Origin of the sequence: Apibacter raozihei, assembly GCF_004014855.1 — a bacterium.
GTDB lineage: Bacteria > Bacteroidota > Bacteroidia > Flavobacteriales > Weeksellaceae > Apibacter > Apibacter raozihei.
Genome location: NZ_CP034930.1, coordinates 1,051,591 through 1,072,729, shown reverse-complemented (window position 1 = coordinate 1,072,729; position 21,139 = coordinate 1,051,591). Strand labels below are relative to the sequence as shown.

Here is a 21,139-nt window from a genome sequence, read left to right as displayed (position 1 = left end):
TATGAAAAAAAATATAATCGCTTTACTTTGTGCCTCTGCTCTGGTTTTAAACCTAAACGCTCAAAATACTTACCCCGTTACCCAAGGTTCCAATCTTCGTGTAGACGGAGGGCAGATTGAAATGATTTCACCCAATCCAACCTACAACTGGTCTGGTGGATTACTTTATAAAACTGATATATCTTCCGCAGCAACTGCAGGTATAGGACTTTTCGGTACCGGTACTAATAACCAAAGAATTTTCCTTGGGCACGGCGACTCTCCCTGGACTACATCGAACGGAGTTTATATTCTTAAAAGAGGTGATGTGGGCATTGGTACCTCTAACGTAGAAAATAGAAACGGCTGGGGAAAAGTATTGCACTTATACGGAAACTCCCATGCCAAATTTTTAATTAACGGAGGGAATATTGTCACCGGAATGTGGGCGCATCAGGGATATTTTAATTCTCTTCCCGGTGGGATAATAGGTACTGAAAGCAATCATAATTTTTCATTTATCACTAATGCTACTAACCGGATGACTATCACTGCCGCCGGAGATGTGGGCATAGGTACTACCAAAGTAAATAAAAGCGGTTGGGAAAAAGTATTACATTTATATGGAAACTCCCATGCCAAATTCTTGATTAACGGAGGAAATATTGTCACCGGAATGTGGGCGCATCAGGGATATTTTAATTCTCTTCCCGGTGGGATAATAGGTACTGAAAGCAATCATAATTTTTCATTTATCACTCATGCTACTAACCGGATGACTATCACTGCAGCCGGAAACGTGGGAATTGGGACTACCAAGCCCGATGAAAAACTAACCGTTAACGGAACCCTGCATGCTTCCGAAGTAAGAGTGGATCTTCAGATTCCTGCCGATTATGTTTTCCAGAAATACTATACCGGAAAGTCCTCTTTAAAGCCGGAATATGCGTTGCCTTCATTAAAAGAGCTGGAAATTTTCATACAAAACAACCATCATCTGCCCGAAATGCCTTCTGCACGGGAAATTCAGGATAAAGGTCTTAAGGTCGGAGAATTTTCTAACTTACTGCTCCAAAAAATTGAAGAGCTTACCCTGTATTCTATAGAACAGGAAAAACTCATTCAAAAGCAGGATGCTTTCCTTGAAGCCCAGCAAAAGGAATTGAGTTCTCTGCAGCAACAGCTTAACGAAATACGAAAATTGATTCCCGCTCCTGCCAACAGCAACTTATAAAGATTTGACCTTATGAAAAAAACGATACTCCTATCCCTGCTCCCTTACCTGGTCTCATTTTTTCCTGTTACGGGTTCGGCGCAGCTGATTTTAAATACAACCAAAAATCCCAGCCAGGAGGTTTCCGATGAGGTATCTGTCAGGATGCTCCCCGGCTTCAGGATAACTGCCGAGACGCTCAGCTCCTTTCATGTCTTTATCAGCCCGCCGGGGGTTATCGCCACGGCTCCCCTGGGAAACATAACTCCTACCTCCGGAGAAAACTACATTAAAACTACAGAGTATCTCTCCGAAGAGGGGGAAAGCGGACATAAGAAAGTAGCTATCGTTTATTACGACGGGCTGGGAAGGGAAAAGCAATCCGTTTCCGTGGGGGCTACCCCTTCCGGAAAGGATATACTGGTTCATCATGAATACGATGAGTTCGGAAGAATTATCAAAGAATTCCTGCCCGTGCCTTCTTCTTCGTCCGATGGTTCCTTTATGGCAGCTCCCGCCTCGCTCTACTCTCAGTACTATGCGAATCCGAAAACCTATAACAGCTCGTATTTTTATGCTGAAAAAGAGCTGGAAGCTTCTCCTTTGAACCGTTTGTTCCAACAGGCTGCACCCGGAGATTCCTGGAAGATGGGAAGCGGACATGAGATTAGGTACGAATACCTCACCAATTCCGACGGGGAAGTGAGACGTTTTAGGGTAACTCTGGCATCCGGTTATACTCCCTCTCTTGTTGAAGATGGTACGTACCCTGCCGGACAATTATATAAAAATCTGGTGAAAAAGGAAAACTGGAAGGCTTCCGAGGGAAAAAACCATACCGCTGAAGAATTCAAGGACAAGGAAGGGCGTGTAATCCTTAAAAGAAACTACAGCGGAGGAGCCAGCCATGATACGTATTATGTATACGACTGCTACGGAAACCTTACCTATGTGCTTCCTCCCCTGCTCTGTTCCCAACCTGCCATGACCTCTGCCCTGCTGGATCATCTCGCATACCAGTACCGTTACGATGAAAGAAACCGTATGGTGGAAAAAAAGCTTCCCGGAAAAGGAAGGGAATATTTGGTGTATGACCAACAGGATCGCCTGGTGATGACTCAGGACAGCGAGCAAAGAAAAAACAATAACCAATGGACTTTCTCTAAATACGATGCCTGGGGGAGAATTGTATACACCGGTTTTACCCATAGTAACTATAACCGCTTACAGATGCAGGCGGAAGCAAACCGTAGGGGGAACAATAATGAAACGATTTCTTCTTCCGGATTTTCATCCAAGGGTGTACAGGTCTATTATGCGAATACCCGCGCTATTCCTTCCAACATCTCCGAAGTTCTGAGTGTAAACTACTACGATTCTTATACCTATACCGGGGCTCCATCAGCCAGTTCCGTGGAGGGACAACCGCTGCTCACTGCCCGGGATATCCGTCTTACGGGTGCCCTGACGGCTTCTTTTGCCAAGCTGCTGGACAACAATACTCAGGGAAAAGGAAACTGGACCTTTACCTATTACGATAAAAAAATACGTCCGCTCCGGGTGCTTACTCAGAATCCTTTCGGGGGATTCACCCGCGTGGATTCCCGTATTGAAAGCTTCCGGGGTAAAACCCTCTATACGCTCACCACCCACAGCAGGGCTTCCCTTGCTGCGGAAATTACCGTTAAGGAATCCTTTACCTACGACCGGCAGGAGCGATTGCTCAGCCATACCCACCAGCTCAACGGAGGGGAAGTAGAAAACCTGGTGCGAAATACCTACGACGAACTGGGCCAGCTCACCGTTAAAAAAGTAGGAGGACAAAGCCTTGCCGGACTGCAACAGGTAGATTTCCGGTACAATATACGGGGATGGCTTACTCACATTAACCAGCCCGACCAACTCAGTCCTGCGGGACAGCCCCGTGATTTGTTCGCCCTGCAACTCAGCTACGACCAGCCTCTGTACAAGGGGGCACAGGCCCTGTACAACGGAAATATTTCTGAGACTATCTGGAAAAGCAGTTCCGATAATCAAAAAAGGCAGTATGTGTACCAGTACGACCCGCTACACCGTCTTACCCAGGCTATATACCTGAAAAACCATAATCCGGCTTCCGGTAGTTTTTCCGTGGCTAATGCCTATAATGAAAAAGTTTCTTACGATAAAAACGGAAATATTCTTTCTATGGATCGTAACGGAGCCCAGGATATCAGCAACAATGTAACTACTATTGACCTGCTTTCCTATACCTACCTGCCCGGATCTAATCAGCTATCTACAGTCAGGGACCGATCCAACCACCCGGAAGGTTTTGCTCAGAAAAATACCTCCGGAAAGGATTTTGAGTACGACACCAACGGAAACCTCATTCTGGATGCGCATAAGGGAATCTCCTCTATTTCTTATAATCACCTGAATCTCCCTTATGAAATATTTTTTACTGCGGGTAATAAAATTTCGTATCTTTACGATGCTTCGGGTTCTAAAATGCAAAAAACGGTGACACAAAACGGCAGAGTTACTCCCACCCTGTATCTGGGCGGTTTTCAGTATGAAAACAACCAACTCCAATTCTTCCCCCACAGTGAAGGTTATGTGAAAAAGTATCCCCAACGCTTTAGCTATGTCTATAATTATACCGATCATCTAGGCAACATACGTCTAAGCTATGAGGATAAAAACAAAGACGGACAGATTAAAGATTACGCTTCACAAGTTCATATTGGATGGTGGAACAATGGTGAAGGTTCTCCTTATACCATACGTGAGGTTCTGGAAGAAAATAACTATTATCCTTTCGGGTTAAAACATACAGGATACAATTCACATACTGAACTAACAAGCTATACGTACAAATATAATGGGAAGGAACTACAGGAAGAGCTTGGGCTTAATGTCTATGACTATGGAGCTCGTAACTACGACCCGGCTATAGGTCGTTGGTTTACTATTGACCCATTAGCCGAGAAAATGAGAAGACATTCGCCATACAACTATGCATTTAATAATCCTATCTACTTTATAGACCCGGATGGACTTTCTCCTAAACCTCCTAAACTAACAGGCATTACTAATGTTACAAATGTTTTATATGGCAAAAAATGGATTAGTTATGGTAGTAATGTAAATGTGACTTCAACAAGAAGTATTTTTGGTTTTGAGATAAGTAGAAGTACTGAAACAAGGAGTTCAAGTAATGGAACATATGAATGTGCTGATTATAGTAGGCTCCAAGTCAGGCAAGGCGGTGGAAATTATACGGCCGTTGGCTCAAAAAAGAGGGTTGATATGTTTGTGAAAACTGGAGGAGATAAATCTAAACTTGATTTACAAAAAGGCATAAATACCATTGTTGATAATTTAAAAGAAGGTAAGGCCGTTATGGCAGGTGTAATGTATGATGCAAATAAAGAGACAGGTAATGCAAATTCAGCAACAAATCACTATGTTACAATCGTTGGAATGGGAAAAGATGATGATGGCCATTATTTTTCTTACTATGATAATTTTACAGGAGGTGAAGGAAAAGATGTGGGTACAGATGTAACATTAAATAAGTTTAGATTATATAAATCATCTGATGATTCTTACTATTTTTCTGATGGTAAAGATGGAAATATCCCATATAATGGAAATAAACCAGCAACAGAGGGAAGACCAACAAGATATATATTAACCGAAGTTAGAGATAATGAATAAAATATTAATATTACTTATACTACTATTTTGTTGTTTAGCTTGTAATAAAGATAAATACATCGTAGGACTTTATAAAATAGATAAATATGTAATTTTAAATCAAGAAAACAATATTGAAAATTACCAGTATTTAGAGATAAGACCAGAGGGAATTTTTAATGCTTTCCATTGTAAGACAGATACTATAAATCAAATTCAAGGTAAATGGAAATTTTCAAGTAAAACAAATGATAATGGTTTATTAATCCAATTTGAATATGAAGGAAAAAAAATAGAAGGAACTCTAAAAGGAAATATTTTTCACTTCATACATCCAAACGATTTTCATAATAATAAATACCAAAGTGTTTTATATATTAAATCTTTAAAATAATAAGCTTATTCAATAACAAAATAAAACGTCAATCTATACACCTTGGCGTTTTGTTATAAAATATATTGTATTTTTCATTTGGTAATAAAAGCATCGATAATGGATATGATGTGGTTTTTGGCTGTTTATTCAAACTTAGAAACCTCTAAAATACGGCTACTATTATCTTTATCAATTGTACATCTTCTTTACCAGTAAGGTAATCCAAATACAAGTGCTTCACACGCACAAGCCCTAATGTACACACGAGAAAAAAATTATGCAGATATGGCTTTATATTGACCCATTAACGGAGAAATACCTTAACTTTTCTCCGTACGTGTATGCGGCTAATAATCCAATAGTATTTGTAGATCCTGATGGGATGATGCCTATAGACGATCATTTTAATAAACTAGGTCAATATCTATATACAGATAAAAAAATAACTAATCATATAGTGATAGATGGAACTTTTGAAAGCTCGGAAACTGTAAATCAAAAAAGGGAAACAGGTACATATTTCCCTATATCCGAAATAGAATTAAAAGATTATACTTTTGATTCTCAAGGTTCTTTTGAAATGTTAGACAATATAGCCCAACATTATGCTCCGGAAGCAGGTGTTAATGTATCAGAATTACTCAATGGTAAATTTTCGGTAGAGGCTTTTAATAATATTAGTTATGAAGGTGGACAGGCTAGAGGATTTAAAAGATCCTATAATGATGGAAAATATTGGGGAATAACATCAGATGACTCAACTTCAATTATGCATACAGACACCAATCAAAAACAAATAACCATAAATATTACCAATGGAAAAATAGACAATTTACTTAATGATAAATACAACTTTATCAGCGTCTTAGGGCATGAAGGAGGAGCTAAAGGGCATTTAGGTAATCCCAAAGCCAGCCATTCACAAATATATAGTGATCAGAAAAAACAACCTTTATATCCCAAATCCACGCCTGAATTTAAAAAACATATTGAAGATAATATTAAATATTATGGGAAAAAATAAAATAAAAATAGTTTACATTTTTGTCTTTACGATAATTACAATGTTATTTTTTAATTGTAAAAATAAATCTCTTCAAGTTAAAATTGAAAATCAAGAGCCTTGGTACGATTCTATAAATAAAAAGGATAGTTTATTTACCATAAAGTTATTTACTACCTTAAGTTTTAAAAATGAGAATGAAACGGCATTTACTCTGGAAAGAAAAGATTATAATAGTTTCTTTATAATTTTCAGAAAGGATACATTTGCTTTAGTTCCTAAAATAAATTATGCAAAAAAGGTAGTTGAAAAGGGAGATAGTATTTCTATAGTATATTTAACAGATTTATATCATAAGGAAAAATACTTTGATAATCCTGCCTTCTTGAAAGAGATTGAAAACTGTCCAATTAAACAATATAACAATCAGGAAAAAATCAAAAAATCTTCTGAATACGAGATTCAGTCTAGTATAAGTTTATGGAATGCTCCTCCCACTCCAAATACTATTGATTGATTTTATATAATAAGAAGAATTATAAACAGAGTTAAGATTGAATATTTATGACTACAGAGCGCGTAACTACGACCCGGCTATAGGTCGTTGGTTTACTATTGACCCGTTGGCGGAGCAATATCGTAGATATTCGCCTTACAATTATGCTTTTAATAATCCTATCTATTTTATAGATCCGGATGGGATGGCTCCGGATGGGTGGATTGAACAATTAAGTGAAAATGGAAATAAAACATATACTTATAGGTCTGATATTAATACAGTAGAAAAAGCTGAAGCGGCTGGGTTTAGTAACGTGTCAGGAGTATCGGATAGTTATACTTTATCAAATGACACTTATGGTTATAAGTATAATTTAAATGCTGATGGAACTTACACACTTAATCAGAGTATCTTTAGTTCTACTGCAAGTGTATACGATTCGGAAACTTTCACAACTCAAGGAGGAAGTACAATTACAGGCTATAAATGTACAACATGTGCTACCATAGATACTCCAAAAAGTACTTATTTTGATAGATGGGATCATCAGGTAGCAATGGGCGTAGGTCAAGGAGGGGCAGAAATGTTGGTAGGGTATGGTATTGGGAAAGTGTTGAAACCTGTTTCTAGATTAGTAACAACATCCGATGGATTTTTATTTGGAGGCATAAAAATTAAAGCTCCAATGAATATTCCAGTACAAAGGTTTGGAAGTATGAAAGTTAGTGGTGGAGATTTTTGGGGATTAAGAATAGGTTCTGGGGAGTTGCAAAATAGGACATTTGCTGCTATAAAAACAGAATGGAATCCTTTAACACAATATACACAAGGGGTAATACCAAGAGGAACTTCTATAAAGTTTGGTATAATCGGGCCACAAGGTGGAATGTATACAGGTGGAAGTTTGCAATTTATAACGGAATCAAAATCGGTTATTAATCAATCATTTAAATTAGTTAGATGAAAAAAATAGAAAGTCCATTTTATTTTAGATATGATTTTAATGTAAAAGAATATCACATAAAGTATAGTTCCCTTTTTGAAGTAACACAAGGTGGTCCAGAGATAGGTAACCTTTCTATAAATGACACATTAATTCCTAAGATGAGATTTGGGGGACCATCTCTATATGAAGATGATTTTTTATACTTACCATTATTTTTAAGAAAGTTGTGTGTATCTGGATTTGTTTTATGTAAAATTGATTTAAAATCATTAAATGTAGTTTTTATAAGTAAAAAAGTATATGAGTTAATTGATTTGATAGAAATAGAAGAAGGTAAAATATTTTTTTATACAGATTTAAATCAAAAAAATATTGAAATTGCTTATATTGGATAAGTGGTTTTTAAATGATTTTTAAATTTTAAAGCAATATACCAATAAAAGCCCTCGCTATGCGAGGGCTTTTTATTTATCAAGGAGCCTATTTACACAGCATACGCCTTTTTAGTTTTATAGTCACGCAGGAACGCGTCTAGTAAAGCATTGCAATTAATTATTATATTTAATATTTATACAAAGCTATGAATACTAAAATGAAGAAGTCGATTATACAAAGAGAAAACCTCTCTCAAAGTGAACAGCCGTCATACACATATAAATACAACGGAAAAGAACTACAGGAAGAGCTTGGGCTCAATGTCTATGATTACGGAGCGCGTAACTACGACCCGGCTATAGGTCGTTGGTTTACTATTGACCCGTTGGCGGAGCAAATGAGAAGACACTCACCATACAACTATGCGTTTAATAATCCTATCTATTTTATTGATCCGGATGGGATGGCTCCCACTGATATATACAAAATGAATCCCAACGGTTCTTTGGAATGGGTTGCTGAATCAAATAAAGATGTGGTTTATAAAGCCAATGATTTTAATTCAGATAATACTGTAAAGGAAGGGGCTACTGGTTTTGAAGTTGGAGACAAAGGGTTTATTGCTGAAAATACAAAAACACAAAATGGTAACACCTATATAGATTTTGGAAAGGATCAACAAAAAGGAATGGATTATTTTAATCAGATAGCAGACTGGACTGCCTCTGGCGATGTGAATGTGGAGTTTAATATACAAACAGCTAAAAAATTTAAAATGAATACATTTGGCGCTCCTGTGGAAAACGGCGAAAGTACCATTGTTGGAACGAACAATCTCCCAACAAAAGTTTACGGTGTTTATTCAGGAGATCATGTAAGTCTTAACGGTCATCATCCGGGTAAAATGCCAAATACAGAAGGACTTGTTGCAAGTGTATTAAATCCATCAGGGCTTATGATGCATAAGTTTCCAACAAAAGAGAATGGATATACATTTAAAGTTGCAGGTTCAAGTGAAACCAATGACATAGGGGCGGCAAAAAATGTTCCAAATGCCATTAATTTTATTTATGTACCATCTTATAATACGACACTTATTTATAATGGAAAAACAATGACCAACGCATATGAAGGTAAATTTAAAAAATAGAATAATTGTATTTTTAGTATTGTGTTTTACTGGTGTAAATGGTAATGCACAAAGGAAAGAGAATAAGGAAGTTTTTTATAATTTTTTAGATAATTTTCTTGAAAAATTTATTGCTCTTAATAACGAGAATAAGATAGATGATCGTTTATGGTTTGTGGAAATAAATACAGTAAAAAAATGTGACAGAAATATATTTTTTTCATTTAATTCGGTTTATTTATTACCTTCAATTGAACAAGATTATTATGTATATAATTATAAAAATAATTTAATTATTTACAGGGTTAATCCTAAAGAAAAGTCGCGAAAAATTAAATTTTTTTTCAACCAATATTTAAAAAAAACTAACTATAATATAAATTTATTACCTAAAGAAGGAAAAGTAAATGGGCATCAATCAATTATAAATGGAGTGGGATTACTTTACTTTGAAGGTAAGTTATATACGAAATCATCTGAATTTGAATTAATAAAGAAGTATTGCGAATGAACAATAACCAAAAAACTCCTCGTATTGCGAGGAGTTTCTTGTGAGGTCATGCTCTTTGTCTAATAAATCCAACACTACTCTTATTTACAACAGTAAAACAATAACTCAAGCATATGAAGGTAAATATGAAAAATAAAACTATCCTAACTCTTCTTGTCTTGCTAATCACTGTATACTCTTGTGGCGTAAATTCAAACTATAAAAGCGCGGAGTTGTACAGCGTATTAGATAATGTTATTGAATCGTCTGATAATTCGCCAATTGACTTTTATATTGAAATTAAAGAATTCAAAAGTGTCATAAAGATGTATTATATGGAGTTTCCATTAGATATATGATTAATTTAATAAACACAGATACTTACCATACTTATAAATATAAAAATAAAATTATAATTTTTGTATCAAATGAGAAAAATCAAATGAAAAACTTTTTCGATACTTACCTTATAAAGTGTAATTGTGATCTATCTGGATTTCCTAAAGAAGAATGGAGTGAGACCAAAGGATTTCGATATCAGTCTATAGTAAATACAATAGCTTTATTGTATAAAGATTCAATGTTTTATAAAAATGAAGAAATAATACAAAATTTTATGGATCAGGATTGTAAATTTGACTAAACAAAGTATTCATTCTAGTTGAAAAAACATTATAGGTATGAGTAGTCTAAAAGATTACTAATTTGTTTACAAAACAACAATTATTTATAATAGTAAAACAATATTAGATGTTAATGAAGGAAAACACAAGAAATAGAATTATTATTTATTTATTACTATCAATACTATTTATCCCGTGTCAAGCTCAGGAAAGAGCTAAAATTAATGATAACTCAGAAATATATTCTGTGATTGACAAGTATATAAATAACTATTTTTCAAAAAATGAAACAAAGTATTTTGAATATTTAGATATATCTCTTGAAAACAGTGTAATGATTATTTGATTTTCATGATTAGTATGCGTATTTTAAGATACCCATCAGCCAAACAGTATAAAGTATATAATTATAAGGATAAATTAATTATATATACGATAGACGAAAAAGAAAAGGATAAAAATATACTCAATTTTTTTGACCCTTATTTTGAAAAGTCTAATTTTAATATTAATCAAATACCCAAAGAGGGATATAACAATCGATTTCAATCATTAGTAATAGGTAATGCTTTATTGTATCTAAATAACACATTTTATGGAGATACAGGCATGATACAAAGATATATAGATAAGGATTGTATTAAATAAGTATGCATATTTAATTGGCTCGTATAATATAACAATATTATCATGAATACTAAAAGTTATCCCCAACATGTTAGATGTATTTATTCATAAAACAGAGTAAGTTGCAACGTATATACTCATCCGGGAAAAATGCCTAAAATTGTAATTTTTTTGTACAATTAAATCCAAGAGGTTTTGCTATGTTTAAATTTCCAACAAAAGAGAATGGATATACATTTAAAGTTGCAGGTTCAAGTGAAACCAATGACATAGGGGCGGCAAAAAACGTTCCAAATGCCATTAATTTTATTTATGTACCATCTTATAATACGACACTTATTTACAACAGTAAAACAATAACTCAAGCTTATGAAGGAAAATATAGGAAGAAGTAAAATAATACTTTTAATTTGTACACTCTATCTTTTAGTAGGCTGTGGAACAGAATCCTTCCTCAATAATAAAGATTTAGTGCAAAATACCCTTAACGAATTGATTAAATATAACACAGATAAAATTAAATATATTGAAATTTCACCTAAATTTGAATGTGAAAATAATTTAATTTTTGAATTTACAGCCCATAATATTTCATACTTGGATCCACAAAAAAATATTTTTTTTGGGTATCAATATAAGGAATATATCGTTGTTTATTCTATTAATAAAAATGCTGATGATGAAACAAAGAAAATCTTTGATAATTATTTCCCAAAGTTGGATTATGATATTTCGGAATTTTATATTAATCTTAATCATGTTATTAATTATGATCCTGTGAGCTTACATCTTTTATACAAAAAGAAGATATTCTATTCCGATAGGAATAAGATCTTAAATTTCTTAGAAAAAGAATGTAAAAATGATGCAGAAACTTATAAATAACTTTTGTTCGCTAACTTTAATAAATTCAACGGAAAGGAACTACAGGAAGAGCTTGGACTCAATGTCTATGACTACGGAGCGCGTAACTACGACCCGACTATAGGTCGTTGGTTTGACTTAGACCCGCTGGCAGAAGAATACCGTAGATGGTCGCCTTATACATATGCAGTGAATAACCCTATTCGTTTTATCGATCCTGACGGAATGAGTGTGGATGATTGGGTAGAGAAAGCTAATGGTAATATTTATTGGGATAATAATGCAACTTCACAAGCAACAACTAAAGACGGAGAAACTTATAGAGGTAAGAATTATACCAGATATAAAGAATGGGATAATAAGAGAGGAAAAGGATTGGTACAAGAAAAGTATAAGGAAGATAAGGTTCTCCATTATGAGGTGCATAAGGGAGATTTTCAATTAGATTTTAAAGGAAAAGTTTCTACAGCTAAGGAAATAACAGGAAAAACCTTGGAAGCAATCACGCTGAATATGGCATAGAAGGTACAGTTTATCAAAATGCTGTCTTTTCAGATGGTGGCACCTATACAGTTGAAAATTATGAATTTACTAGTGGTCCTTATGGAAATGGCCCTACTCCAAATAAAAGTTATACAGCAACTAAAGTTGTTCCTACCAATGAGAGCGGAATGCTTATGTATGGGAAAACAGGATGGAAAGTTTACATGGAAGATTATAATGGAAGAACTGGTTTAAGAATACACCCAGATACTAATTCTAGAGGCACAATGGGGTGTATAGGAATTAATGGTTCAGCAGAACAATTAACTAAATTTGGAGCATTTTTTAAAGAATACTTTAAAACTCATCAAAAGATGAAGATTAATTTTCAAATACCTGGTAATCCTAATTATGGAAATAATGGAAAAGCAAACCCAACTCTTGGACAGTAAATTAATGATTTTTACAACCTTAGTCCTATTTCTGTTTATTACATGTAATAAACAACCTATACCTTCAAAATTTGATAATCAATATAATAGTAGTGTAATTAAAGATACAGCTGTTAATAAATTTATATTACAGGATACATTAAGTATATTGAGACAAGTAGGAGATATTAGTGAATTAATAGAAGATGATTTCAATTTAGGAGAATGTGTTACTTTATTTAATAATTCAGAATCGGAATATTTGAAGCTAAAAAGGGAGTATGGAGGATTCAATAATCAATATAGTTATTTTTATGTAGGTTATAAAAATGAGAAAGTACAAAAAAGTAAAATATTGAGAGATAGTAATTTTACTTCAAATAAAGGAGCCTTTTTAGGAATGTTACAAGAAGATTTTTTAAAAAAATATTCAGAAATTGCCTTTAATAAAGTAGCAGATAAAGATACAATAACCTATGTTTTTATAAATAAACAAAATATATATGAAGCAAGATATGTTTTTGTAAATAATAAATTAATTAAGTTTGAATTTGGATATCAAGATTAGAAACATATAATAAGCCCCGCTAAGTGCGGGGCTATTTTTATTGAAGATATTTACACAGCATACGCTTTTTTAGTTTTATAGTCACGCAGAAATGCATCTAGTAAAGCATTGCAATTAATTATTATATTTAATATTTATACAAAGCTATGAATACTAAAATGAAGAAGTCGATTATACAAAGAGAAAACCTCTCTCAAAGTGAACAGCCGTCATACACATATAAATACAACGGAAAAGAACTACAGGAAGAGCTTGGGCTCAATGTCTATGATTACGGAGCGCGTAACTACGACCCGGCTATAGGTCGTTGGTTTACTATTGACCCGTTGGCGGAGCAATATCGTAGATATTCACCGTATGTTTATGCGGTAAACAACCCTATATTCTTCATTGATCCGGATGGGATGAGCATTGATAATGATTATATATTAAAAAAAGATGGTAAAATAGAATTAATCAAAGTAACTAATGATAAATTTGACAGACTCTTTGTAGAAAGTGATATAAAAGCATATGAACAAAATCATTTAGTGATTAATGAGCAATCTATTTTATTTGAATTAGCTGAGAAAAAAGCTCCTCTTAGAAATGATCAAAATCACGCCATATCAAAAGATGCCAACGAAATGGCTAAATTATATGATTTTTTAATTGATAATACGAATGTAGAATGGAATTTGTCTGGTTGGGAAACCTCTAATGGTATACAGTATAGTATACATACTGATAAAAAGGAAGGAAAAGTAAATTCTCTATTTAACGAAAAAAGGTATGGATTAAGTCAATTTAAATTGAAGAATTTATCATTTACTATACATAACCATGAAAAAACAAGTAAACCCTCCATAAGTGAAGATTTTTATGACGATTTTGATGTAGCAAAAAATATATCAAATCAATATTATAAAGATACCGGAAAAACTAATTCCCTAAATTTTATGTCATTCATGAACCAACTCGAAGTTTACATGAATATAATGGATATTCAAAAACTAAAACATTTTCAACTACTAAAATTAAAGGACATATCAACTTAGAAAAAATGGGCAAATGAAAATATCAAAAATCTCTCTTCTTTTTTTTATTTTTTTTCTATCCTGTGAAAATATAAATAGAAAAATACCTTGCATCTCTAATAAATTCTTAGAAAAAGAAATAAAAAACACCATAAAATATAATGAAGAAAACTACCCAAAAGCATCTAAATATTTTTATATATTTACAAATAATAAAAATAATTTATTTATAATAGGATTACCTGATAAGACAATATTAAAACACCCATATTTAGGTTATATTCATTATGAATCAAAAAATATATTTGTAACTAAAAAAAACGATAGAATATTAGATTTTATAAAAGTTAATTGTTTAAGTTATCATGATATAGAAGAAGATTATATTTCTGGTTACGATGGAAAAGCTTTTGGAAGTATTTATAAAATTACTAATACAAATTCTTTAATTCTGGAACAAAGAGGAGTGTTAGATTTATAATTTCATAACTACATACAAAAGATTTCATTATCCTTGAAAATATATATTATAGAAGAAATTTAACCTGAATATCTACGATTACGGAGCGCGTAACTACGACCCGAATATAGGTCGTTGGTTTAACTTAGACACATTAGCCGAAAAAATGAGAAGACACTCGCCGTATAATTATGCGTTTAATAATCCTATTCGGTTTATTGATCCCGACGGGATGATGTCTATAGATGATCGTATTATTCGTTTAGATGAAAATGGGTATGTATCACAAATAGAAATTCAAGAAGGAGAACATATAGTTTTAGATCATAATGGAAATAGACTTGATTTCAATGATAATGCGTTTGATCAAGAACAACTTTTAACGCAATAGCAGAATATGCCCTTACAAAATCTGATTATGAAATAAATTATGGAGATGAACAAGAAGATAGAGTAGGGTTATTCATTCCCCTGAGTAATAAAGAAATGTCTAATATGTTTAATAGTGTAGGAATTGGTAAAATAAAATCAAAAGTTGATAATTACATCAAATGGAAAAATATTCCAGCTTATTTTGGATATGCCTATTTTTTAGGTCATGCGAATTTTGACTTTGCAGATGATTTAGCAGGAATAACACGAAAAGGAGGTAACTATCCCAAAGCGCAAGGTACTTTTCCAAAAGATGGTTTTGTTGGTTTTATTAAATTTCAAAATAGTAATACATTATATAGTGTATATGATGCTGGAAACTTTATGACAGGTTAAGCTTTTCAATTAGTTAATTATAAAATAATAAAAGTTCTTGGAGGCGCTGAAATAAGTAGCATAATGAGATTTGATGGTTCTGACTCAGTTGCCGATCAAAGAGCTGTTACAAATGGATTTAAATATAAAGGAATAACATTATGAAAATATCCTATATAGCCTTTTTAATATTTATTATATGTATTTTTAAATATTATCTAATTAATGTAATGCAAATTATAAATCCCAGAGGGATTTTTCATGCATTGATAAGTCTAATTATTTTCCCATTATCTTTACTAGGATTATATCTCTCAATACGAGAAATATATAAGAGCATCTTTACTTTAAAAAAGATTAACTGGTTAAATATTTTTTTATATATACCCATAATTATATTTTGCATATATTTTTATATCATAAAATAACTGCATAAATGAATAGTAAAATTTTTATAATTTTTTGCATGCAAGAAAATATATAATTATAAAGAAATTATATGGAGAAAATAAATATAAAATCAATTTTTACATTTGGAATTTTTTGTATAAACATTATATTTTTATTTTATGTTAAGATATTTATTGCTCCAAATACATATTTATCATCAGTAAAAATAGTCTATGTATTTGTTTTATTTCCATTAAATATAATAGGGGGATGTGTTTCTATCTATATTTTATTAAAAAATATTAAAAGTTTAGAAAAAAAATATTTAGATATTGTGCTTAGTCTTCCTTTGTTGATTTATGTATTTTATTTTTATATTCTTCCTTTGTTTTAATCTAATTCATATACAGAAGAATAAAAAGCCTCGCTTTTGCTCTTCCACAAAACGTTAGACACTAATTGTGGGCTTTTTTATATTAAGTAATCAATTTAGAGGAGTATACCTTTTTAGTTTTATAGGCACGCAGGAAGGCATCTAGTAAAGCATTAACAATTAATTATTATATTTAATATTTATACAAAGCTATGAATACTAAAATGAAGAAGCCTATCTTACAAAAAGAAAACCACGCTCAAAGTGAACAGCTGTCATACACATATAAATACAACGGAAAAGAACTACAGGAAGAGCTTGGGCTCAATGTCTATGACTATGGAGCGCGTAACTACGACCCGGCTATTGGGCGTTGGTTTAACTTAGACCCGTTAACGGAAAAATACCTTAACTTATCTCCTTATGTATATGCGGCTAATAATCCTATAATATTTATTGATCCCGATGGGATGCCCCCTTTATGGAGTGATAATCCCGATATAACTGACCAAACCGAAATGACGGGAGAGAGTACAGGAGTTACAAAAAATGAAGATGGAACTTATACAGTGGTTAATGCTAGGAACGATGGAGATACATGGATTTATTTAGCTGACAAAGATGGGAATTATGATGTAAATTCGAGCGAGAAAATAGGAAATACTTTAAACCCTTGGGATTATATGGATGCAAATGATTCTACAAGTACATTTCCGGGTGTTGAACCAAATACTATGTTTAATCCAAATTCAAACGTGAATTTTTATACATTAATTTATAAAAATGACTATAAGCCTTCAGGTTATTCGGAAGGATCTGATTTAGCTGAACTGGCTCTATCCTCAAGAAATAATGGAGATAAAGACATAAAAACAAAATATGGTCACTATACGACAGTCGTAGTTGATGCGGAGAAAAAAATATATACTACGGTTAGATATACTTCAAATGTTAGTTTTGGAAAAAATATGAGAAATATTTATTCTCAATACGCAGAGAATTATAACGGGAAACCGAGAGATTTTTATATAAAATTAATGCCTTTTGTTGGGAAATATAATCAGTACCAAAATGGTGGAAACGGTTATAATAAAGGATATCCTTTTTATGGAGAACATACTTATTACGGTTCTGGAATATATAATGGGTTTTATTTTAAAGCAAATTATAGTAAATATCTTAAATATAAGTAAAGATGAGGAATCTAATTGTATTATTTGTTAGTGCTTGTTTTTTGTATGGCTGTAAAAATTTTTTAGATGATAAAGATTTAAACAGAAAGGTTATAGAAAGTTCAAAATATAAAGTAGTCTGGTATACAAAAGGTGGATTTAGTATAACAAAAGTATACCCGGAGTATATTAAAATTATAAACAAGGAGGAAAAAACAAATAGTGTTATAGAAGAAAAAGAAATAGATGATATTAATTTGTTATTAGGTGATACTTTAGAAATAACTTATGGTAGACATTATAGGTTAAATAAAGATAAAAAGGATACTGTTATTAATGATTTATTGATTAGATATCAAAATTCAAAACTTGATTATAATAACACCGTACGTTATAAAACCTTTGAATAGTATATTTTTTTATAAATAGAAAAAACAAAAATTAATAAATAAAAAAGCGGAACTAATTGTTCCGCTTTTTTATAAGGAGTATGCTTTTTTAGTTTTGTAATCATGCAGGAACGCGTCTAGTAAAATATTGACAATTAAAAGAATTATAATGAATAATTAAATTTTCTATAAATTATAATAAAAATAATACTGTAATACAGGTTAAAAATCCTGTAATTAGGGTAATCCTATAAACTTTAAATTACAATAAATTTGTATCTCTAACCCATTAAAAAAATAAAAATGACAATATCCATAGTTTACCACAGTGTATACGGACATACAGCCAAACTGGCACAGGCAGTTGCCAAAGGAGCACAAATAAACGAAGACACAACCGTTCACTTAATTTCAGTTGATGATACACAAATTAAATGGGATCTTTTAGAAAAAAGCGATGCCATTATATTTGGCTCACCGACTTACAACGGAACAATAAGTTCAGGACTGAAAAAATTTTTTGAAGATTCTACTAAAGCTGCCTGGCTGGAGTTTAAATGGAGAAATAAAATAGCTGCCGGGTTTACCAATTCAGGAGCATTTAGCGGAGATAAGTTAAACTCTCTGATAACCATAGCCTTATTTGCTGCTCAGCATGGAATGATATGGACCGGACTGGACTTACATCCTGCCAATGAAAAGAATAATGTTCCAACAAAAAATTTAAATCGTTTGGGTAGCTGGCTGGGCTCTATGGCTCAGTCAGACGATGACAGCCCAGAAGTAACTCCTGGGAAAGACGATCTGGATACCGCTCAATACCTGGGAAAAAGAGTGGCTGAAATCACCAAGCAATTTATTCGCTGATAATAACAAAAAACACCAGACTATAAAGTCCGGTGTTTTTTATTAACTTATAATTCTGTGGAGCTGATGGGGCTCGAACCCACGACCTTTAGACTGCCAGTCTAACACTCTAGCCAACTGAGCTACAGCCCCTGAATTTTCATGCAAAAGTAAACATTTTTACATACTAAACAAAAAGTTATTATCTTTATCCTTCATTTTTTTATCTATGAAACCTCAACTACTCCATACCTCGGGATTACTGATTTGTAATAAAAACTCAATACTTCTGGCTTACAGTACAAACAAAAAAGCCTGGTATTTGCCCGGAGGAAAGATAGAAAAAGGCGAAACAGCCTTGCAAGCTTTAGTACGGGAAATACAAGAAGAAATAAATGTTACCTTAGACGTTAACCGTTTGAGCTACTTCTGCCATATCACTGCTCCTGCCTACGGTGAAAAACAAAACATCAGTATGGAACAGGAATGTTTTAAATACAAATTACTACCTGAAGAAAAGCCAACCCCTTCCAAAGAAATAGAAGAACTTCGTTTTTTTGACCTGGAAACCTATAAAAAGGAAAAAGCTCAGGTACCGGGCGTGCTGCAACTTTTTAATCTTCTTTTTAATGACACAAAGGAAGACCGGCAAGCTTAGCTAAAGTGGTTTTTCGATAGATGGACAGCGTAGCGTCCCGCACCTCGATAAATACATCACGTATCGTGCAGTTTTCCTCTGTAGAACACGTATCACAAGGCTGATGGTACATAAGCGAAACACAAGGCAATAAAGCAATAGGACCATCCATAATCCGTATTATTTCTATCAGTGTAACTTCTTCCGGATCTTTGTTTAAACGATACCCTCCTTTGGCTCCCCTTTTACTGGTAAGAAACTGGGCATTTTTTAAATCTCTGAGAATATTTTCCAAAAACTTTTTAGGAATATTTTCATCTTTGGAAATTTCTGATGAGAACACACTTTTATCCTCTTCCTGCCTCGCTATGTAGATTAATGCTTTTAAAGCATACTTACACCGATTAGATATCATTCTTTAAATATAACTATTTTCCTTCAATTACTAAAACTATTTCACCTTTCAGTGGTTTTTGCTTGCATAATTCGTAAATTTCAACCGCTGTTCCCCTCAACGTTTCTTCGTACATCTTGGAAATTTCACGACTGATACTTACTCTCCGCTCCGCACCAAAATATTCTGCTACCTGCCCCAACGTAGCCGTTATTTTATGCGGACTTTCATACAACATAACGGTTCTTTTTTCTTCCGCCAGCTCTTTCAGCTTACTTTGCCTCCCTTTTTTATGAGGCAAAAAACCGGCAAAAATAAATTCATGCGAAGGTAGCCCGGATACCACCAATGCCGGAACAAAAGCAGTGGCTCCCGGCAGGCATTCCAATACCACCCCGTGGTCAATGCAGGATTTTGCCAGCATATACCCCGGATCAGAAATTCCAGGAGTACCTGCATCTGTAATCAAAGCCAAGTGCTTGCCCGACAGCATTTGCTCTGTAAAATATTCCGTTTTCTGATGTTCGTTATGCAAATGGTACGATTGCATAGGCACCTGTATTTCATAATGCTTCAGAAGCTTCCCCGATGTACGGGTATCCTCTGCAAGAATTAAATCCACTTCCTTCAGTATCCTTAGGGCACGAAGGGTAATATCTTCCAGATTACCTACCGGAGTAGGCACCAAATATAATTTTCCGCTCATGAACAATTACGATTCAAAACGATGAACAATAAGAGCCGATAATCTTTCTACGTATTCCTCTTTATCTCTCCAGTTATACTTATGAAACATTTCTTCCATCCACTTTTTAGCTTCTACCATCGATCGGGTTTCATTAAGTAATACAAACTCCGCATCCATATAAGATTTATTTCCTCCGAATAATTGACTGATAAATGCTATTGAATCATTAAAATCGAGCTTTACCGGATTTAGTTTACGATCCTTTTCCACAGGCTTAATTTCTGCAATCTGAATACCCAAAGGTTTTAAACTTTCCTTTGCAGGTTTGGCCTCATTCACCTCTGCGGGCTTTTCATCCTCCAAAACATTCAGCTCCGCACCGGCTATGATTTTTTCTGCTGATGCTTCTGTTATTTTACTCACTTCTTCAACCGGCTGCATTTCCTGAAAATCCCTCTTATCAACAGCAATTGCTCCTTTCACGTTATTCTTTTCCATTTCAGGCAGGACCGTTCCCTCCATAAAATGCTCATATCGAGAAGTATGTAATTGTTTTAAAAATATATATTTTTCATACAGATTCTGGATTTTCTGTTGATGAGCCAACAACCCCGAAAAGCTCTGAACCATACTTAAATCTTTTGCTATAGCCTTGATATCTTCCAGTACCTGTTTTTGAAATAATTCCTTCGACTCCATAATTTGCTTTTTAATCTGTTACTTAATTTCTACTTTTGTAA

The 21,139-nt window shown here is 33.3% G+C and carries 26 protein-coding genes, 1 tRNA gene and 2 pseudogenes; 24 read left to right on the top strand and 5 right to left on the bottom strand.

Annotation, left to right across the window (positions count from 1 at the left end; all coding sequences use genetic code 11):
- Window position 1 precedes the first annotated feature (1 nt).
- From EOV51_RS04965 to EOV51_RS04910, 12 genes and pseudogenes are all read left to right on the top strand, one after another.
- A complete protein-coding gene (locus EOV51_RS04965) occupies window positions 2-1,213 on the top strand; it encodes a hypothetical protein (protein ID WP_128150458.1) in 1,212 nt (403 codons plus the stop codon).
- Window positions 1,214-1,225: 12 nt separating this feature from the next.
- The gene (locus EOV51_RS04960) at window positions 1,226-4,894 is read left to right on the top strand and encodes a DUF6443 domain-containing protein (RefSeq protein WP_228427735.1); all 3,669 of its coding nucleotides are present in this window, start codon (window positions 1,226-1,228) and stop codon (window positions 4,892-4,894) included.
- Window positions 4,887-5,267, top strand: coding sequence for a hypothetical protein (locus EOV51_RS04955; protein ID WP_128150456.1), 381 nt, complete (start codon window positions 4,887-4,889; stop codon window positions 5,265-5,267). Before EOV51_RS04960 ends, EOV51_RS04955 begins: the two co-directional genes overlap by 8 nt.
- Before the next feature lie 259 nt (window positions 5,268-5,526).
- A complete protein-coding gene (locus EOV51_RS04950) occupies window positions 5,527-6,273 on the top strand; it encodes a hypothetical protein (RefSeq protein ID WP_128150454.1) in 747 nt (248 codons plus the stop codon).
- A complete protein-coding gene (locus tag EOV51_RS04945; protein WP_128150452.1) occupies window positions 6,260-6,769 on the top strand; it encodes a hypothetical protein in 510 nt (169 codons plus the stop codon). Before EOV51_RS04950 ends, EOV51_RS04945 begins: the two co-directional genes overlap by 14 nt.
- A 37-nt stretch (window positions 6,770-6,806) precedes the next feature.
- Window positions 6,807-7,715, top strand: coding sequence for an RHS repeat-associated core domain-containing protein (locus EOV51_RS04940; RefSeq protein WP_128150450.1), 909 nt, complete (start codon window positions 6,807-6,809; stop codon window positions 7,713-7,715).
- Window positions 7,712-8,092 (top strand): hypothetical protein, encoded by a 381-nt coding sequence (locus EOV51_RS04935; protein ID WP_128150448.1) that lies wholly within the window; start codon window positions 7,712-7,714, stop codon window positions 8,090-8,092. The genes EOV51_RS04940 and EOV51_RS04935 overlap by 4 nt, the downstream gene beginning before the upstream one ends.
- A gap of 251 nt (window positions 8,093-8,343) precedes the next feature.
- Window positions 8,344-8,538 (top strand): annotated as a pseudogene (locus EOV51_RS14980) (RHS repeat-associated core domain-containing protein); the annotation flags it as partial.
- A 661-nt stretch (window positions 8,539-9,199) separates the two neighbouring features.
- A complete protein-coding gene (locus EOV51_RS04925) occupies window positions 9,200-9,712 on the top strand; it encodes a hypothetical protein (protein WP_128150443.1) in 513 nt (170 codons plus the stop codon).
- Window positions 9,713-10,046: 334 nt separating this feature from the next.
- On the top strand, window positions 10,047-10,334 hold the full coding sequence (locus EOV51_RS04920) for a hypothetical protein (RefSeq protein WP_228427734.1): 288 nt from the start codon (window positions 10,047-10,049) through the stop codon (window positions 10,332-10,334).
- A gap of 113 nt (window positions 10,335-10,447) precedes the next feature.
- The gene (locus tag EOV51_RS04915; RefSeq protein ID WP_128150439.1) at window positions 10,448-10,660 is read left to right on the top strand and encodes a hypothetical protein; all 213 of its coding nucleotides are present in this window, start codon (window positions 10,448-10,450) and stop codon (window positions 10,658-10,660) included.
- 14 nt (window positions 10,661-10,674) lie between these two features.
- On the top strand, window positions 10,675-10,962 hold the full coding sequence (locus EOV51_RS04910; protein ID WP_128150437.1) for a hypothetical protein: 288 nt from the start codon (window positions 10,675-10,677) through the stop codon (window positions 10,960-10,962).
- A 133-nt stretch (window positions 10,963-11,095) separates the two neighbouring features.
- On the opposite strand, the gene EOV51_RS14635 is transcribed toward EOV51_RS04910, so the two are convergent.
- Window positions 11,096-11,242, bottom strand: a complete 147-nt coding sequence (locus tag EOV51_RS14635; protein ID WP_164875247.1) for a hypothetical protein — start codon at window positions 11,240-11,242, stop codon at window positions 11,096-11,098.
- A gap of 68 nt (window positions 11,243-11,310) precedes the next feature.
- On the opposite strand from EOV51_RS14635, the gene EOV51_RS04905 reads away from it, so the two are divergent.
- The 11 genes and pseudogenes from EOV51_RS04905 to EOV51_RS04855 all read left to right on the top strand — a co-directional run bounded on the left by EOV51_RS04905 (window position 11,311) and on the right by EOV51_RS04855 (window position 18,701).
- A complete protein-coding gene (locus EOV51_RS04905; protein WP_128150435.1) occupies window positions 11,311-11,826 on the top strand; it encodes a hypothetical protein in 516 nt (171 codons plus the stop codon).
- A gap of 3 nt (window positions 11,827-11,829) precedes the next feature.
- Entirely contained in the window at window positions 11,830-12,327 is a 498-nt protein-coding gene (locus EOV51_RS04900) for an RHS repeat-associated core domain-containing protein (RefSeq protein WP_128150433.1), read from the top strand.
- Window positions 12,328-12,482: 155 nt separating this feature from the next.
- Window positions 12,483-12,740 (top strand): hypothetical protein, encoded by a 258-nt coding sequence (locus tag EOV51_RS14760; RefSeq protein WP_228427733.1) that lies wholly within the window; start codon window positions 12,483-12,485, stop codon window positions 12,738-12,740.
- A complete protein-coding gene (locus tag EOV51_RS04890; RefSeq protein ID WP_164875246.1) occupies window positions 12,700-13,287 on the top strand; it encodes a hypothetical protein in 588 nt (195 codons plus the stop codon). The genes EOV51_RS14760 and EOV51_RS04890 overlap by 41 nt, the downstream gene beginning before the upstream one ends.
- A gap of 158 nt (window positions 13,288-13,445) precedes the next feature.
- Window positions 13,446-14,324 carry an RHS repeat-associated core domain-containing protein gene (locus tag EOV51_RS04885; RefSeq protein ID WP_228427732.1) on the top strand — a complete coding sequence of 293 codons (879 nt, stop codon included), beginning with the start codon at window positions 13,446-13,448 and terminating at the stop codon, window positions 14,322-14,324.
- Window positions 14,325-14,337: 13 nt separating this feature from the next.
- Complete coding sequence (locus EOV51_RS04880; RefSeq protein WP_128150425.1) at window positions 14,338-14,784, top strand: hypothetical protein; 447 nt, start codon at window positions 14,338-14,340, stop codon at window positions 14,782-14,784.
- Between the two features lie 70 nt (window positions 14,785-14,854).
- A pseudogene (locus tag EOV51_RS14950) lies at window positions 14,855-14,998 on the top strand (RHS repeat-associated core domain-containing protein); the annotation flags it as partial.
- Window positions 14,999-15,249: 251 nt separating this feature from the next.
- Window positions 15,250-15,531: a hypothetical protein gene (locus EOV51_RS04870; protein WP_128150421.1), complete on the top strand. Its 282-nt coding sequence runs from the start codon at window positions 15,250-15,252 to the stop codon at window positions 15,529-15,531.
- 966 nt (window positions 15,532-16,497) lie between these two features.
- Complete coding sequence (locus EOV51_RS04865; RefSeq protein WP_228427730.1) at window positions 16,498-17,466, top strand: RHS repeat-associated core domain-containing protein; 969 nt, start codon at window positions 16,498-16,500, stop codon at window positions 17,464-17,466.
- A gap of 2 nt (window positions 17,467-17,468) precedes the next feature.
- Entirely contained in the window at window positions 17,469-17,855 is a 387-nt protein-coding gene (locus EOV51_RS04860; RefSeq protein WP_128150417.1) for a hypothetical protein, read from the top strand.
- Window positions 17,856-18,137: 282 nt separating this feature from the next.
- Window positions 18,138-18,701 (top strand): flavodoxin family protein, encoded by a 564-nt coding sequence (locus EOV51_RS04855; RefSeq protein ID WP_128150415.1) that lies wholly within the window; start codon window positions 18,138-18,140, stop codon window positions 18,699-18,701.
- A 58-nt stretch (window positions 18,702-18,759) separates the two neighbouring features.
- Here the strand turns inward: EOV51_RS04855 and EOV51_RS04850 are convergent.
- Window positions 18,760-18,833, bottom strand: a tRNA-Ala gene (locus EOV51_RS04850).
- 76 nt (window positions 18,834-18,909) lie between these two features.
- Between EOV51_RS04850 and EOV51_RS04845 the strand changes: the two genes are divergently transcribed.
- Window positions 18,910-19,338, top strand: coding sequence for an NUDIX hydrolase (locus EOV51_RS04845; RefSeq protein ID WP_128150413.1), 429 nt, complete (start codon window positions 18,910-18,912; stop codon window positions 19,336-19,338).
- On the opposite strand, the gene EOV51_RS04840 is transcribed toward EOV51_RS04845, so the two are convergent.
- The 3 genes from EOV51_RS04840 to EOV51_RS04830 are packed head-to-tail and all read right to left on the bottom strand — an operon-like array spanning window position 19,307 to window position 21,098.
- The gene (locus EOV51_RS04840) at window positions 19,307-19,732 is read right to left on the bottom strand and encodes an RrF2 family transcriptional regulator (protein WP_128150411.1); all 426 of its coding nucleotides are present in this window, start codon (window positions 19,730-19,732) and stop codon (window positions 19,307-19,309) included. The two genes, EOV51_RS04845 and EOV51_RS04840, sit on opposite strands and share 32 nt — an antisense overlap.
- A 13-nt stretch (window positions 19,733-19,745) precedes the next feature.
- On the bottom strand, window positions 19,746-20,417 hold the full coding sequence (rsmI, locus tag EOV51_RS04835; RefSeq protein WP_128150409.1) for a 16S rRNA (cytidine(1402)-2'-O)-methyltransferase: 672 nt from the start codon (window positions 20,415-20,417) through the stop codon (window positions 19,746-19,748).
- Window positions 20,418-20,423: 6 nt separating this feature from the next.
- The gene (locus tag EOV51_RS04830; RefSeq protein ID WP_128150407.1) at window positions 20,424-21,098 is read right to left on the bottom strand and encodes a hypothetical protein; all 675 of its coding nucleotides are present in this window, start codon (window positions 21,096-21,098) and stop codon (window positions 20,424-20,426) included.
- Window positions 21,099-21,139 lie beyond the last annotated feature (41 nt).

What these genes read in the sequence shown, in the direction of transcription:
- EOV51_RS04955 (WP_128150456.1), top strand. Translation starts at nt 4,887, where the DNA reads ATGAATAAAATATTAATATTACTTATACTACTATTTTGTTGTTTAGCT.
- EOV51_RS04945 (WP_128150452.1), top strand. Translation starts at nt 6,260, where the DNA reads ATGGGAAAAAATAAAATAAAAATAGTTTACATTTTTGTCTTTACGATA.
- EOV51_RS04890 (WP_164875246.1), top strand. Translation starts at nt 12,700, where the DNA reads ATGGAAATAATGGAAAAGCAAACCCAACTCTTGGACAGTAAATTAATG.
- EOV51_RS14635 (WP_164875247.1), bottom strand. Translation starts at nt 11,242, where the DNA reads ATGGCATTTGGAACGTTTTTTGCCGCCCCTATGTCATTGGTTTCACTT.
- EOV51_RS04905 (WP_128150435.1), top strand. Translation starts at nt 11,311, where the DNA reads ATGAAGGAAAATATAGGAAGAAGTAAAATAATACTTTTAATTTGTACA.
- EOV51_RS14760 (WP_228427733.1), top strand. Translation starts at nt 12,483, where the DNA reads ATGTATGGGAAAACAGGATGGAAAGTTTACATGGAAGATTATAATGGA.
- EOV51_RS04960 (WP_228427735.1), top strand. Translation starts at nt 1,226, where the DNA reads ATGAAAAAAACGATACTCCTATCCCTGCTCCCTTACCTGGTCTCATTT.
- EOV51_RS04830 (WP_128150407.1), bottom strand. Translation starts at nt 21,098, where the DNA reads ATGGAGTCGAAGGAATTATTTCAAAAACAGGTACTGGAAGATATCAAG.
- EOV51_RS04965 (WP_128150458.1), top strand. Translation starts at nt 2, where the DNA reads ATGAAAAAAAATATAATCGCTTTACTTTGTGCCTCTGCTCTGGTTTTA.
- EOV51_RS04915 (WP_128150439.1), top strand. Translation starts at nt 10,448, where the DNA reads ATGAAGGAAAACACAAGAAATAGAATTATTATTTATTTATTACTATCA.
- EOV51_RS04860 (WP_128150417.1), top strand. Translation starts at nt 17,469, where the DNA reads ATGAGGAATCTAATTGTATTATTTGTTAGTGCTTGTTTTTTGTATGGC.
- EOV51_RS04910 (WP_128150437.1), top strand. Translation starts at nt 10,675, where the DNA reads ATGCGTATTTTAAGATACCCATCAGCCAAACAGTATAAAGTATATAAT.
- rsmI (WP_128150409.1), bottom strand. Translation starts at nt 20,417, where the DNA reads ATGAGCGGAAAATTATATTTGGTGCCTACTCCGGTAGGTAATCTGGAA.
- EOV51_RS04840 (WP_128150411.1), bottom strand. Translation starts at nt 19,732, where the DNA reads ATGATATCTAATCGGTGTAAGTATGCTTTAAAAGCATTAATCTACATA.
- EOV51_RS04885 (WP_228427732.1), top strand. Translation starts at nt 13,446, where the DNA reads ATGAAGAAGTCGATTATACAAAGAGAAAACCTCTCTCAAAGTGAACAG.
- EOV51_RS04870 (WP_128150421.1), top strand. Translation starts at nt 15,250, where the DNA reads ATGTCTAATATGTTTAATAGTGTAGGAATTGGTAAAATAAAATCAAAA.
- EOV51_RS04865 (WP_228427730.1), top strand. Translation starts at nt 16,498, where the DNA reads ATGAAGAAGCCTATCTTACAAAAAGAAAACCACGCTCAAAGTGAACAG.
- EOV51_RS04920 (WP_228427734.1), top strand. Translation starts at nt 10,047, where the DNA reads ATGATTAATTTAATAAACACAGATACTTACCATACTTATAAATATAAA.
- EOV51_RS04950 (WP_128150454.1), top strand. Translation starts at nt 5,527, where the DNA reads ATGCAGATATGGCTTTATATTGACCCATTAACGGAGAAATACCTTAAC.
- EOV51_RS04880 (WP_128150425.1), top strand. Translation starts at nt 14,338, where the DNA reads ATGAAAATATCAAAAATCTCTCTTCTTTTTTTTATTTTTTTTCTATCC.
- EOV51_RS04845 (WP_128150413.1), top strand. Translation starts at nt 18,910, where the DNA reads ATGAAACCTCAACTACTCCATACCTCGGGATTACTGATTTGTAATAAA.
- EOV51_RS04935 (WP_128150448.1), top strand. Translation starts at nt 7,712, where the DNA reads ATGAAAAAAATAGAAAGTCCATTTTATTTTAGATATGATTTTAATGTA.
- EOV51_RS04925 (WP_128150443.1), top strand. Translation starts at nt 9,200, where the DNA reads ATGAAGGTAAATTTAAAAAATAGAATAATTGTATTTTTAGTATTGTGT.
- EOV51_RS04855 (WP_128150415.1), top strand. Translation starts at nt 18,138, where the DNA reads ATGACAATATCCATAGTTTACCACAGTGTATACGGACATACAGCCAAA.